Here is a 12,995-nt window from a genome sequence, read left to right as displayed (position 1 = left end):
TTCTGACTTCTGCTATAGCTTGCCTATTGCCTCTTGCCTGCCCGTAGCGCTATAAATTTAATTGTGTCCGACTACTTAAATTACTCAACAACGTTTATCTTATCATGATTACTTGTTGTGGTTTGCGACTGTAAGGACAGAATTTCTGACACAAGTTCATTAGTGTAGACCTTGGCAGCAGAGTAAACCAGATGATCGGCATTTTCCATCTGCTCCTTGGGAAAGGTCATTGGCTCTCGGAAAATGTAGTGTACTCGTTCACTCTTGGCAGCATAGGCACCGAGAGTTTCTTGAAGTTGATTAAAATAGGCTTGAAAATCCTCATGCTCATAAAGACCTTCATACATTGGGCTGTTGGCTAAGTAAACATTAAAACCATACTCTTCCGCCAGTGCCACTATTCGTTCCAAAGCTTGACGGTTGTAGGGCGAAAGATTAAATTGATTGTTTCTGGCAAAATTGATATGCGACTCCTTCTGTGCTTCTACATAACTAGGGTTGGGTTTTTCCCAAACCATGAACCCATCTTCTTCTATATTGTAGCTTCTGACTTCCTTGAACGTATCCAGAGGAAACCTGAACCATAACGAAAGACTCTTGTTTTCAGAATAGAGGGGAAAATATCGCTCGATAAATAAAATACCCGGACCGCGTAAACGAATCTTTAGTGGTGGTTCAAGCTCCTGCCAGTATCCCCAACTCAAAGGAACTCTCGCTAGTAACGGAAAGTTAATTCCGCGATGCCAAACATCGTAGACATGCACGATCAGAACATTTTTTGGAGCTCCAGATTGCTGTATATATTTTTCTAGCATCCAGGCATCGTTGAGGCTCAACATGTTGCCGATAGTGCAGAGATTGATTGAGGTAACATCGAGTCTCTCGTTGAGAATACTTGGAACTACCCCCTGGTTACAACTGGAATCTCCTAGGATGAGCCAGTCAACAGGTTGCTTCAAGCCCAGTAACATTTCCCATTTTTCCTTGACCAACCAATAGCCTCGATTAGGTCGATGGTCATTCAGATACCATTTAGCTGCAAAATTGCACAAAATAACAAGTATCAAAGTTCCCAATAGAGATAGCAAGACTCCTCGACGGTTGGCTGAGCCAATAATTTCTTCTGGTAGCTGTTGATTGGCGCGTTGTGCCATGTTTTTCCTTAACTCTTTACTCTCGTCATTAATCAAAATCAGAATTGGAAATAGATGAATTCTCCAGATGTGCGAACACCGAAAACACAAATCCAGATAATCAAGAAACTGTAGACCGGAACCCGACACCAATAGTTTAGCTTTGTTAGGATAAGCAGGTCACGGGTCACATACTGATAGATCTGAACTATGACCAATGGCAAGCAGAAAAACACTAAGTCATATCCCAAGAGTAAACTCTGATCTGATCTACCCACCCCCACTCTGGTAAGCATGTAATAGATTTGATCGGCTGAACTGGAACGGAAGATTACCCAGCCAATGTTAGTCAGGATAAACATCAACAACATTTTGCCCAAGATCCTTAGATAGGAATACTTACCGCTCCAAGGATCTTGATGTTCTGGATTCTTATCAAAGATGCGGTAGATGATCAGAATCAGCCCGTGAAATGCACCCCAGATCACAAAGTTCCAGGCAGCTCCATGCCAAAGACCGCCCAGAAGCATTGTTAAAAATAAGTTACGGTAGGTGTTTAAACTCCCCTGGCGGTTACCACCTAAGGGAATATAAAGATAATCTCGTAACCAAGTAGATAGAGAAATATGCCATCGTAACCAAAAATCACTGGGATTGAGAGCAAAATAGGGTAGCTTGAAATTCACCATCAACTCAAAGCCCATCAGCTTGGAAATTCCTCGCGCAATGTCAGAGTAACCAGAGAAATCTCCGTAGATTTGCACGGTAAAAGCCAGAATACCGATCAGGACATCCAACCCCTGATATTGGGTGTAGTTATTGAATATTGGATTGGCGATAGTCGCCATATTATCAGCAATGACTACCTTTTTAAAATACCCCCAAATAATTAGTAATATCCCAGCATTAATTTGTTCTATATTGAGATTACGTGGTAATATGATTTGGGGTATTAGCGTAGTTGCTCGTTCGATCGGGCCTGCCACCAACTGGGGAAAAAAGGAAACAAAAAGTGCAAAATCCAGGAAATTACTAATCGGCTTCAACTTTCCTCGGTAGATGTCGATGGTGTAACTCATCGTTTGGAAAGTGTAGAAAGAAATCCCTACAGGCAGCAGGATAGTTAAGGTAACCCAGTCAACCTGGAGTCCAACAAGTTTAAGCAAACTGCTGAAACTTTCTGCGAAAAAGTTAAAATATTTGAATAAACCCAGTAGGGAAAGATTAAAAATTAAAGAGATACACAGGAGTAGTTTTCGTTTTCGCTCTTCTTTGATGTCTTGGAGCTGTTTTCCTACTGTAAAATCAACAACCGTGGAGAGAGCTAGGAGCGAGAGAAACCGCCAATCCCACCATCCGTAGAACACATAGCTAGCAATCAGCAGCAGAATGTTCTGGGCTTTATAGTTCCTATTTAAAAACAGGTAAAGCGTGTAGACAATGATGAATAAAAGGACAAAAATAAATGAGTTAAATAACATCTTGGAGTTTCCTAAATTTGTTCATGGTTCTCTCATTATGATCGGTACTCCAGCTTGTAGGGTGGGCAAAAAAAGTTGGCTTCTTTTGAGTATTCTAGATTAGATTACTTTGCCCACTCTACTTTAATTGATAGTTTTAATTGATATTTTTTTTACAGGCAAGTCCCTTTGTTCACGGTTCTCTAATTCGGAGCGGTACTCCAGGTTTAACTGAACTCCACTGATTTAGGCAGTGGTATTGGTCTTGGATTGAGGGAGTCTATATAACCTCAGTGCAAATTGTTGGATCTTGTTCCTTAGCCAAAGTAATTTTATCCTGACTAGGGATAGGAATCCGCCTCTGCTGATAAAGTGGATGTAAATAGACAAAAATCTGGAAAGCTTATTCAAGACAAGAAGCTCAGATTTATCAATAATAGATTCGTAGATGTTAAATTCTTGTTCATTCGGTTTCGGAATTGTCCTAAATTCGATATGGGCCTGTTCATATAGGTTACTTGGATAGCTCATCTTTTCGGCTAAGAATCCTAACAAGTGATCTACAGCCTGTTTATATTTATCTAGGTATTCCGGCGTTCTTTTTTGCTTCTGCCCATAGTGATTGTTGTTACCATGGGCTCTATACCTTACCAGAGGTTTGGCTAGATAAAATTTTCTAGCTCCTACTATTGAAGCTCCGAAAACTAAGCAGTCATCTGCACGAATGCGCCAATCTTCTTGCTGGGGAAGCGGTAGGAACTTCTCGAGTACATGTCTACGCATCGAAACTGTCGAAGTTCGATGACCTACCCATGCTTTTTTATAGAGAGTGGCGATTCTGGAATAGCCCAAATCTCTTGTATTGTTGTAGCAACTGGCGATTCGTTCTTCATTTCCAAATACCTCAGCGCTACAAAACAGAAAATCACACTCTGGGTGCTCTTGGTAAAATTTTACTACTTCTGCAATGTAATTTTCTTTATAAAGGTCATCGGCATCAAGAAAACAGATAATCTCTCCACAAGAAGCAATAAATCCCGCATTAAAACTTGAAAGCTGCCCCTCATTTTTATTTTTCAATACCAGCTTGACTTTTTCGTGATCTGAAAATTTTTCTTTTAAGATTTTGGCAGATTTATCTGTTGATTTATCATCGACAACAATAATCTCATCTACGGGAAATGATTGTTGGAGCACACTATCGATAGCATCACTAACATAATGCTGATAGTTATAGTTGTTAATTAAAACCGATAGTTTCATATTTTTTTAAATGTATAAAAAAATTATTGTTAAATAATCTGACATAATATAGCGTTTATCATAGCTATGAGGTACACATTATTTTTTACCTATTGCCTATTGCCTATTGCCTATTGCCTATTGCCTATTGCCTATTGCCTATTGCCTATTGCCTATTGCCTTCCCCTCCTGGGAGGGGTTAGGGGTGGGTTCCTATTGCCTATTGCCTATTGCCTATTGCCTATTACCTGCTCCCTGCTCCCTAAAACCCAGAGATTTGTACCTGATGAGTATGATAGTTGCTATATACAGGTACCATCAATTAAAGCTAGAGCTGTCAACCAAATTTTTAAGATTAGGTTCGGTGACTTCGGTACCAGGTAGCTCCCATGACTAAAACTCCTGTCAACCCTAATGCTGCAATCAGTGGCAGTATGTCTCCTGTTCTCAGTGCCTTTAAACCAGAGCTACCTATTAACACAAAAGGGAAAACACCCGGAATGATGCCTAGAACCGTACCCAGAAAATAGTCCTTGAAGCTAACTGAGGTGAGACCAGCAGCAAAATTGACTAAACCATAGGGAATGATTGGCAGTAGTCGAATCGCAAATATGTATAACACCCCTCCGCGACGCACTTCAGTGTCCATCGCCCGCCAACTTTTAGCTAGCTTCTCAACCACTAGCTTACGCCCGACAGTGCGGGTATAAGCGAAGGATACCACTGCGGCAATTACCGCAGCAACACTAGTCCAGAGTGTACCTAACCACGGACCAAAGATGGCTCCTCCAGTTAAATTAAGTGCTGTTGAAGGGAGTATTAACACAGTCGCTACAACATAAAAGATGATATAGATCACTGGTGCCCAGATCCCAGCCTGTCTCAGCCAAGACTGAAGTTGCTCTGGCTCAATGCCTCCAAGTAAATGCATCACTAAAGCAGTTGCAAAGAGACAAACAAATGTGAGCAAGACAACAAACCGCTTATAGTTGAGCATCAAATAACGCTCCTAATTATCCAATCAGTCATTACATTTATCTCCGATAAAAAGTTATTTTTATCTACCGTAATAGTAAATTAAATTAAATTTAATCATATATAATACCGTAATTATAACCTATTTTTATATTATTTTTTTGAGGAAATAACTTTCTCATTTAGTGAATATGTTTTTGGTAAACCGTAGAGTTCACGAACTAGATAAATCGGTCTTTGTTTCGATTCTTCAAAGATGCGACCAATGTATTCACCAATTATACCTAGTGTCAGCAATTGCACTCCTCCTAAAAAAAGTATGACTACCATTAATGAGGCGTAGCCAGGAAGATCAATCCCAAACAGTAACGTACGAACTATTAGGAAAGCAGCATAGAGGAATCCAGCTATAGAAAGGATGAGACCGACATAACTCCAAACCTTTAAAGGCAGGAGACTAAATGATGTAATACCATCAATGGCAAAATTCCAAAGTCGCCAATAGTTCCACTTAGTGATTCCATCATAACGTGGAGGGCGATCGTAGAGTATAGAAGTTTGCTTAAAACCAACCCAAGCAAATATCCCTTTCATAAAACGGGTTCGTTCTGGCATTTGCTTGACAGCATCAACTACACGCCGATCAAGCAAACGAAAATCTCCAGTATTGGAGGGAATTTGCACATGGCTTATTTGACCAATAACTCGGTAGAAAAGATTGGCAGTAAAACGCTTAGCCCAAGTGTCTCCCTGACGAGAACGGCGTGTTGCATAAACAACATCGTAGCCCTCACGCCATTTGTTAATCATCTCCCCCATGATTTCAGGCGGATCTTGGAGATCTGCATCAATTGGTATAATGGCTGCACCACTAGCAAAATCGATACCAGCACTTAGAGCAGCCTCTTTACCAAAATTACGAGATAGATTGATAACCTTAATTACAGGATTTGAGTAATGGTGCTGGAGCAGTAACTTTAGCGTGTTATCCTTGCTGCCATCGTTGATACAAACAATCTCATAGTTGATGTTGAGATTGTCTAGCCCTATCGTAAGGCGTTCAAACAGGTAATCAATGTTGGACTCTTCATTATAAAGAGGAATCACAACGGAAATTTCGATATCGTCTTCTGAGTTAGAGAACATAACAAGCAACCTATAATCGCCATTGTATAACAATACAATTATCGTTTATTTTGTTGATATTTCACATAAATAACGGATATATATTAAATATATTTTATAAAAAAAATATCAATATTATTGGAAGTTATTTTATTTTTTTAATAAAAATATTTGTTTTTTATAGGCAGAAGTTATCCTGTATTTTTGCTCAATTTTATGCTTAAATAATTCTGGCGTCTTATATAAAAAAACATCCTGGAATTCCTCAGGAATAGTAGGTTGGTTAGGCTCGATAACTAGCTGAAGTTTGACCTTGGGATCTAGTAAATGACTCAATTCCATGATGTCACCAAAGGTACCACCGCCATTTTTGGAGGCTTCACCGCTAACTACTAATGGCATATTTGCTCGATTAATAATCTCCGCGATTTTTTGATTATCACTGCGACTAGGTCTCACTGATTGAATAGCACCAGACAAAACTCCTGCTGCCATGATTGTTATGGTAATTATTCGCAAATGCTTCCGCTGCAAAAATTTTATTTTCGTGGAAGTGAACTGAGTAGAAAGAAAGTAAGCAACGGCGAGTTGGCATCCTAAGTAAGACGGAACGAAATAACGAGCGTTAGTTGAACGTATTCCACCAGACACTAAATCTGGAAGAGCTAGACTCAGTGAAATTGGTATGATTAAGGTGACAACAAATAGCCATATTTGCTTGGGGGTGTGTCGGCACAGAACATAAATTGAGTACCCCACTAGAATTGCCATAGCAAAGGCTAGCAAGGTTTTCAGAGATTCTGGAAGCCAAAATTGGGTTTTAAAAAAGACGGATTGAAGATTGAAAATCCAACTTTTTACTAAAGTGTTTACTGGCAGTGACATATCCATCCAGGCTGTTACTTCCTTTAGTTTGTCCAGATGGGTCAAAATCACCAGAAGCCAGGGCGAGAACGCCACAACTGAAACAAATGATGTTAATAAGTAAGCAACAGCTTTCTGACTTAGCCGAAATCCCTCATTGACAGCCACGTAAATTCCATGACCAAATAAGACAAAGACAGAAAATACAGCAGAATAGAGCGATAGTATTGTAGTTACTGTATAAATCACCCATGCAGATTTTGTTCCTAACCTCATTGCCCGCAGCAGTGACACGCTCATTAGTAAAGTCGTAACTGCCCACAAACCGTACTCCCGTATTTCTTGTGCATAGTACACATGGAAAGGAGAGATAGCTACTAATCCCATCGCTATCCATGCTGTCAAATAGGACTTAAAAAGTTCCAGACAAAGCCAGTAGATACAAGGGAGTGCCAACAGGCTGATTAAGACAGGTAAGCTTCTGTTGATGCTTACAGAATCCCCTAACCACTGAAACCAAAACCGTGCTATTAAAAAGTAGATGGGCGGATGATGTTGATCTTCTGTTACCAGCCCATTGAGAGTGTCAAAAATTGTTTTTTCATGATTAACACTTTGATACTGTCTTAGTTCTTCAACTCCAATTATGTGACCCGTAAATACTTGTTGAATTACCTCCGGTACCGTATAACCAGAAATTCTTAGTAAGGTGTAAGTCTCATCATGCCAATAAGCTCTTGTTTCAAGATTACAAAATCTAAAAAATACCCCTAATATCAATAAACATATAATCAGTAATTTTAACCAATTTGGTGGAAGTATCAACCTGGTTTTGATGATTTTATTCATATAACATATCTCATCATATATTATTTTTTTTAATAAAAACTAGTTGATATTTTTTATATTATAGTATCATTATGAACTAGATTTAACTGTGGTTTATGTTATACCTATATACAGGTATACAGGTATAAAAATACTTTATTAAAACCTATTTACCTATACATTTTTTGATAGAATGCTTGACAGCATTCTGGTAATTTCGCCTGATCGCCTTGAAATAGCCTGCTCTGATGGTTTTGTCTTTGATCAGATCCATAAACTTGAGAAGTTTAGTTATAAATGATACATTATTGTTTAATCTTAAAAATTCCATGGGTTTCCCCCCCATTTTGCGATCATACCAAGACAACAACATGCCTTGCTTTAGAAACATAAATGGTGTCAGCCCATCATATTTAGCATTTGCTGCTAGATGGGTAGGTAGATTAGGATTCACCTTTCTAAATGCCTCGGTGATCAGTGCAATGCCATTTGGTTTTAGCATGGAGTGTATATCTCCAATAGCAGCAAATGGATCACTCAGATGCTCTAGCACTTCAAAGGATAAGACTACGTCATATTTACTAGATAGACATTGGTTGTAATCACTTATAAGAGTTATAGATTCATCTAATAAACCATAATTAGCAAACCGTTTTGTAGTAAAGTCGAAGGTTTTGCTACCTGGGAAATCAAAATAATTAACATTGAAGCCATTTTTAACTAAAGAAATAGAATCATTACCGCTACCGTCACCTAGCATGAGAATTTTGATTTGCTTAGGATCTAATCCCCACTTTTCAGTGTATAAGCTGATTCGGTTTAGTGCTGACTCAGTCCATTTTTGTCGAGCAGGGTTTATCCAGAAAACAAGGGTTTCAAAGATAAATCCGTAGCTCTCGCGGTAGAGTTGCTCCATATGTTCGTCATAGTGGTGGGGTGTTACCTGGAAGACAGGTATATCCTGTAGGACATTCCAGCCCAGATTCATACCTTCCATCCATACTCTGTGTCTAACTTCTTGCTCCGATAAATCTGTAAATTTAGTAATTTCATTAACGATATCGTCAAAGGATAAAGGAATATGTGATGCTATGTCTAATTTCATGATTACTAGCTGGGGGGGCGACAAGCGCCCCGTAAACCTTGATATATATTAAATTGAGCGAATTATGGTAAAAAAAGATAGGTCAGAAATTGTCAAGACGACCTATCAAGTTAGAATGATACCAGAATTATACCAAATAAATGTTGGGGATTAGTTGAAAATTTGATGCATTTAAGTCGTCATAAGCTCGATCATTATTTACGAGGTATGAGAGCTATGAAGCTTATACAGTCTACTTTTTAGCTCTCATGTCGCCCCCCCAGGAATTGATCACCAACTCGACATCCCCAATCCCTCACCCCCGGAAAGCGGAGACTATTTAGTGCCGGTGCCAATTCAGACTGCCTTAAAAGCTGAACTTTACAGGATTTCAAAGAGTCCTAAATCGATGATTGAATAACTAAAATGGATTTAACGGCATAACAATCCCAGAAAGAAAAGCCCATGCAAGTTACCTTTGATCTACCTGATGAAGTGGTCACTCAGCTTCAACCCTTTTGTGATCAGCTACCTCAAATCCTAGCCTTAGGATTGCGAGAATTTAATGCTATTCCTCAAGAAGGTTTTTCTGGTCTGGCTGAAGTCTTGGAATTTTTGGCAAGCCTCCCTACAGAATCAGCTATTATTGCTCTACGCCCCTCAGAAGCCTTACAATCTCAGTTATCTATCCTCAAAGAGAAAAATCGGACAGTAGGTTTGACTCCAGCGGAAGAACAGCTCTGGCAACATTATCAATATTTAGAGAATATTGTTAGAATCGCCAAAGCTAGGGCATTTTTGAAGCTAAACGAAACTGAGGCTCAATGAGCAAAACCTATATTCCTGTCGCCTTACAAATACCGGGATAAAGTCAACCTAAATCCGGGCAATAGATTCTCACCAGATAATTCCGTGGGAAGGTTTCGCACCTCTCCTATAGCACCATCATACAGCAATCGAGAACAAGCAATCGCTTTTCAATTGAGTGTGAGAATGATACAGCGTTTGATAATTAATTGTAAAAAGCACTGCATCGCTACTTGATTACCTCTTGCCTCTTGTATGCATGCCTCTTGCCTTTCCCGAAGAGATTCTGTTCACAACTCAAATAGAAATACTATAGTGCGATGGCTCGAAGAGCCCGCCAAAGGCGATGGCATTTCAGTTTTAGACCTCTTGCAAAAATAAATATCAAATCAAAATCTATCCCTTTTGCCTATTGCCTATTGCCTATTGCCTTGTCAAAACCCACGGTTTATGAGACTTATGCAAGAGGTCTTTTCAATCCCACACCCGACGCAAATCCAACACAAAACCCGGTAACACTTCTTCCCCCGACAACTCAGTTGGATTCTCCAACACTTCCACCGCCAAACCTGGTCGATAAACTTCCACCAGTCGCTGCTGTGGATCGATTAACCAACCCAATCTCGCCCCATTGTCGATATACTCGGTCATTTTAGCTTCCAGAGACTGAACCCGATCTGAGCTAGACCGTAACTCAACCACAAAATCCGGGCAAATATTAGCAAACGTTCCTTTTTGTTCTGGAGTAAGTGCCTGCCAACGTTCTCCGCTCACCCAACAGGCATCGGGAGAACGAGTGGCACCATTAGGTAAAATGAAGCCAGTGGAAGAATCAAAAGCTTTACCCGGTTCCCCCGCATTACGCCACCACACATACAACTCTCCAGAAATACTCCAATTTAGCTTTCCAGTTTTCCAGCCTGTTGGTGGGTTCACAATTAACTCTCCAAGTGCCGTTCTTTCCAGTCTCAAGTCGCGGTTGGCTGCTGCGAGGGCTGCAAACTGTTCCTGGGTGACGTACAACCCGATTGTCCTAGGCAACTCAATCAATAGAGTTTCGGTTTCTGGACTCGCAGGTGTTTGTATCATCTTGACCTCTGTTTATAAGACTCTGTGGGAAGGAAATCTTTGTTTCAATATTCAAAAGGTAAAGAGTGTAAAGGCTAAAGTTTATCAAGTTCCTCAAGTATTAAAAACTATTGATAAGTTGGAGCAGAGTAATGAAAGTTAATCCCCAACACTACACTTATAGCATCAAATGGTCAAAAGAAGACGGAGATTTTGTAGGATTGTGTGCAGAATTTCCCAGTTTATCTCACCTTGACACATCTGGTTTTGCTGCCTTACAAGGCATTACTAATTTAGTCGCAGAAGTGCTCGAAGATATGGAAGCCTCTGGAGAACCTATTCCACAACCTCTTGCCGAGAAAAAATATACCGGTCAGTCTTATGAAGATGAAAGGATGATTCAAGCTATCCTTCAAGAACGAGAAGGTGGAGAACGTGAGGTGGAGTCACCAGTTGGCTACGTTGATTTGTTAACTGATGATTATGTAATTGAGGTCAAACACGTTAAAGTCTGGAAGGACGGCACTAAAGTGCTTCTGTATGCTCCCTACTTTCCAGGTCGAAAACCACGAGTTCATCTGTTTGGTGGCTATAGTAAGGATTTCCGAACTCTGGTAGAAAATTCCTTTGAGACGTTGGGTATTACTACAACTTGGGAGCGTGAACCCTTTTAGGGTGTCTGGACTGATGAAAGAGCGAGTAAGCTATCAGCTTATGTGCTACGCACACGCTACGCGAACAGCTATCAGCTATCAGCTATCAGCATATGCTTACGTTTATCCTACTTATGAGGTAAAATAAGACAGAGATTAACTAGTGACTTATAACAATCTGGTATCAAACCTTAATCAATTGACTTTCGGCCAAAAATTATAAAAATTCATAAAAAGTAAAATCTATTAATATGAGTAAGAAAAAAAAGAAAAAACATCCTGGGGGACATAAGTTTTATGAACCTAGCGACTACAGGCCGGTAAACTGTAAAAACGTCCCAGGAGAACGGGCTAGGAAAAAGTGTAAAAAATGGAACAAATTTGTTGCAGAAAGATCTAAGCTGAAGAAACAAGGTCTGTTTGAAGAGATGAAAAAACTAGAGGAAGAGTACCACGGAATAGACTTAACACAAGAGACGACTGTCGATACTCCAGATTGCCTTGAAGAAGAAGAATTGTACTACGACGGTTATTTAGATGAATACAGAACTTGGTTTTAAGTCACCGGATTGAGCTAGCCTATTAATGCTTCAATTTTAATCAGCTCTCCAAACTTTTCTGATCATCTAAGTTAAGAAATAGAAGTATATTACCAATGGCAATCCCGATGACGATAAATTGAGGTAAAATTACTGAAAGTAAATCACCCCAAAAATTTTTCATAAAAGGAAGACTAGTTAATACACTATTCAAGATAAATTGTAAGCATAAAGCACTCAATCCACTTAGAAAAATGAAGAAAAATACTTTCCACCAATTACCTTCAACTCTGGAGCGACTGTAATCGAAAGCATCTTTTCCCCTTTGGTCTCGGAGAATAAAAGCCAGCCCATAGTATTGATTATTTACCGCATAAACTATCCCTGGGATTATAAGTAGCATAAATCGGATAAAATAGTTAATACTAAATCTCAAACATAGCCCAACTAGAGGAAGTAAATTCGAAACTATTTTTTGGACTGCACTCTGATAACTGGTATCTCTTCCATGAATATAATTTTCTGTAATCAGCGATAGGGCTATGTAATAGATCAAACTTGCTAAATTGACAATGATCGAAACAACTACAAAAAATGCTAAAAACAATCCTGAAGGGTTATTTATATTTTCCGGGTTCAAAGCTGATAAAATTATCAGCAAAGGTAAATAAATTGTACAAAACAACAGTAGGATAGGCTTCAAATTTTTCAGATAAACATCAAACCCCATTGAGATTAATTCGATTAATCCAAGTTTTCGGCTTTGAAGTTGAGATAGACTACTCATAGTTAAGGCTCCATCAACGGGTATTGATATAGTATTTATCAACTAGTTTATGTCCATTTTTGATTTTATGGAACAGTAAAAAGATAACAGTAAAAAAATCGGCGTTGCTGATTATGGGTATGGTTTTGCCCCCCTAGCCCCCCAATTTTGCGGTGCGACCCGTGGCGAATTTAATTCGCCGACGGAAAGCGCACCGGTGGGGGAACAAGACTTTCTTGCGTCCCTTCCGGTGCGCGCCTCCTAGGGCGAGTAAATCGCCCTTGGGTCGCACCGCAAAGTTGGGGGACCCACGGGGGCTTGACCAAAACCAGATGATCGCGCATTCATTCCTTGATTCAGCAACGCCAAAAAATCTGTATAACTGAGATCTTGCACCATTGTCATTAATCGTAGGGTGGGCAGTGCCTACCAACGCGCTTTGCAAGCTTCA

At 39.6% G+C, this 12,995-nt stretch carries 15 protein-coding genes and 2 pseudogenes; 7 read left to right on the top strand and 10 right to left on the bottom strand.

The annotated features are described in order from the left end of the window. Positions 1-80 precede the first annotated feature (80 nt). From F6K63_RS03830 to F6K63_RS03820, 3 genes are all read right to left on the bottom strand, one after another. Entirely contained in the window at positions 81-1,154 is a 1,074-nt protein-coding gene (locus F6K63_RS03830; RefSeq protein WP_287310873.1) for a hypothetical protein, read from the bottom strand. A gap of 38 nt (positions 1,155-1,192) precedes the next feature. Further along, a complete protein-coding gene (locus tag F6K63_RS03825) occupies positions 1,193-2,614 on the bottom strand; it encodes an MBOAT family O-acyltransferase (protein ID WP_287310871.1) in 1,422 nt (473 codons plus the stop codon). A gap of 225 nt (positions 2,615-2,839) precedes the next feature. Further along, on the bottom strand, positions 2,840-3,856 hold the full coding sequence (locus F6K63_RS03820; protein WP_287310869.1) for a glycosyltransferase family 2 protein: 1,017 nt from the start codon (positions 3,854-3,856) through the stop codon (positions 2,840-2,842). Positions 3,857-3,922: 66 nt separating this feature from the next. On the opposite strand from F6K63_RS03820, the gene F6K63_RS03815 reads away from it, so the two are divergent. Next, entirely contained in the window at positions 3,923-4,219 is a 297-nt protein-coding gene (locus F6K63_RS03815; protein WP_287310867.1) for a hypothetical protein, read from the top strand. Here the strand turns inward: F6K63_RS03815 and F6K63_RS03810 are convergent. From F6K63_RS03810 to F6K63_RS03795, 4 genes are all read right to left on the bottom strand, one after another. Then, complete coding sequence (locus F6K63_RS03810; RefSeq protein ID WP_071107471.1) at positions 4,191-4,832, bottom strand: TVP38/TMEM64 family protein; 642 nt, start codon at positions 4,830-4,832, stop codon at positions 4,191-4,193. The two genes, F6K63_RS03815 and F6K63_RS03810, sit on opposite strands and share 29 nt — an antisense overlap. Before the next feature lie 131 nt (positions 4,833-4,963). Then, on the bottom strand, positions 4,964-5,956 hold the full coding sequence (locus F6K63_RS03805) for a glycosyltransferase family 2 protein (protein ID WP_287310865.1): 993 nt from the start codon (positions 5,954-5,956) through the stop codon (positions 4,964-4,966). A gap of 129 nt (positions 5,957-6,085) precedes the next feature. Further along, entirely contained in the window at positions 6,086-7,648 is a 1,563-nt protein-coding gene (locus tag F6K63_RS03800; protein ID WP_287310863.1) for a glycosyltransferase family 39 protein, read from the bottom strand. Between the two features lie 145 nt (positions 7,649-7,793). Beyond that, positions 7,794-8,732 carry a class I SAM-dependent methyltransferase gene (locus F6K63_RS03795; protein ID WP_287310861.1) on the bottom strand — a complete coding sequence of 313 codons (939 nt, stop codon included), beginning with the start codon at positions 8,730-8,732 and terminating at the stop codon, positions 7,794-7,796. A gap of 141 nt (positions 8,733-8,873) precedes the next feature. On the opposite strand from F6K63_RS03795, the pseudogene F6K63_RS03790 reads away from it, so the two are divergent. From F6K63_RS03790 to F6K63_RS03785, 3 genes and pseudogenes are all read left to right on the top strand, one after another. Further along, positions 8,874-8,995 (top strand): annotated as a pseudogene (locus F6K63_RS03790) (IS4 family transposase); the annotation flags it as partial. A gap of 2 nt (positions 8,996-8,997) precedes the next feature. Next, positions 8,998-9,132, top strand: coding sequence for a hypothetical protein (locus tag F6K63_RS37600; RefSeq protein ID WP_502708276.1), 135 nt, complete (start codon positions 8,998-9,000; stop codon positions 9,130-9,132). Positions 9,133-9,176: 44 nt separating this feature from the next. Beyond that, positions 9,177-9,539, top strand: coding sequence for a hypothetical protein (locus F6K63_RS03785; RefSeq protein ID WP_287310859.1), 363 nt, complete (start codon positions 9,177-9,179; stop codon positions 9,537-9,539). 23 nt (positions 9,540-9,562) lie between these two features. On the opposite strand, the pseudogene F6K63_RS37595 reads toward F6K63_RS03785, so the two are convergent. Both F6K63_RS37595 and F6K63_RS03780 read right to left on the bottom strand, forming a co-directional pair. Next, positions 9,563-9,643 (bottom strand): annotated as a pseudogene (locus F6K63_RS37595) (Uma2 family endonuclease); the annotation flags it as partial. Between the two features lie 349 nt (positions 9,644-9,992). After that, entirely contained in the window at positions 9,993-10,607 is a 615-nt protein-coding gene (locus F6K63_RS03780; protein WP_287310857.1) for a Uma2 family endonuclease, read from the bottom strand. 131 nt (positions 10,608-10,738) lie between these two features. Here F6K63_RS03780 and F6K63_RS03775 point away from each other — a divergent pair, with 131 nt between their 5' ends. Both F6K63_RS03775 and F6K63_RS03770 read left to right on the top strand, forming a co-directional pair. Further along, positions 10,739-11,260 carry a hypothetical protein gene (locus tag F6K63_RS03775; RefSeq protein WP_008185148.1) on the top strand — a complete coding sequence of 174 codons (522 nt, stop codon included), beginning with the start codon at positions 10,739-10,741 and terminating at the stop codon, positions 11,258-11,260. Between the two features lie 230 nt (positions 11,261-11,490). Beyond that, positions 11,491-11,799 (top strand): hypothetical protein, encoded by a 309-nt coding sequence (locus tag F6K63_RS03770; RefSeq protein ID WP_287310856.1) that lies wholly within the window; start codon positions 11,491-11,493, stop codon positions 11,797-11,799. 40 nt (positions 11,800-11,839) lie between these two features. Here F6K63_RS03770 and F6K63_RS03765 read toward each other — a convergent pair whose 3' ends face one another. Then, positions 11,840-12,565, bottom strand: a complete 726-nt coding sequence (locus F6K63_RS03765; RefSeq protein WP_287310854.1) for a hypothetical protein — start codon at positions 12,563-12,565, stop codon at positions 11,840-11,842. 161 nt (positions 12,566-12,726) lie between these two features. On the opposite strand from F6K63_RS03765, the gene F6K63_RS03760 reads away from it, so the two are divergent. Next, entirely contained in the window at positions 12,727-12,930 is a 204-nt protein-coding gene (locus F6K63_RS03760) for a hypothetical protein (RefSeq protein WP_165691856.1), read from the top strand. Positions 12,931-12,995: the final 65 nt, after the last annotated feature.

It is taken from the genome of Moorena sp. SIO1G6, assembly GCF_010672795.1.
Taxonomy (GTDB): domain Bacteria; phylum Cyanobacteriota; class Cyanobacteriia; order Cyanobacteriales; family Coleofasciculaceae; genus Moorena; species Moorena producens.
The sequence above is the reverse complement of the archived record's forward strand: the minus strand, read 5'-3'. Positions and strand labels throughout refer to the sequence as shown.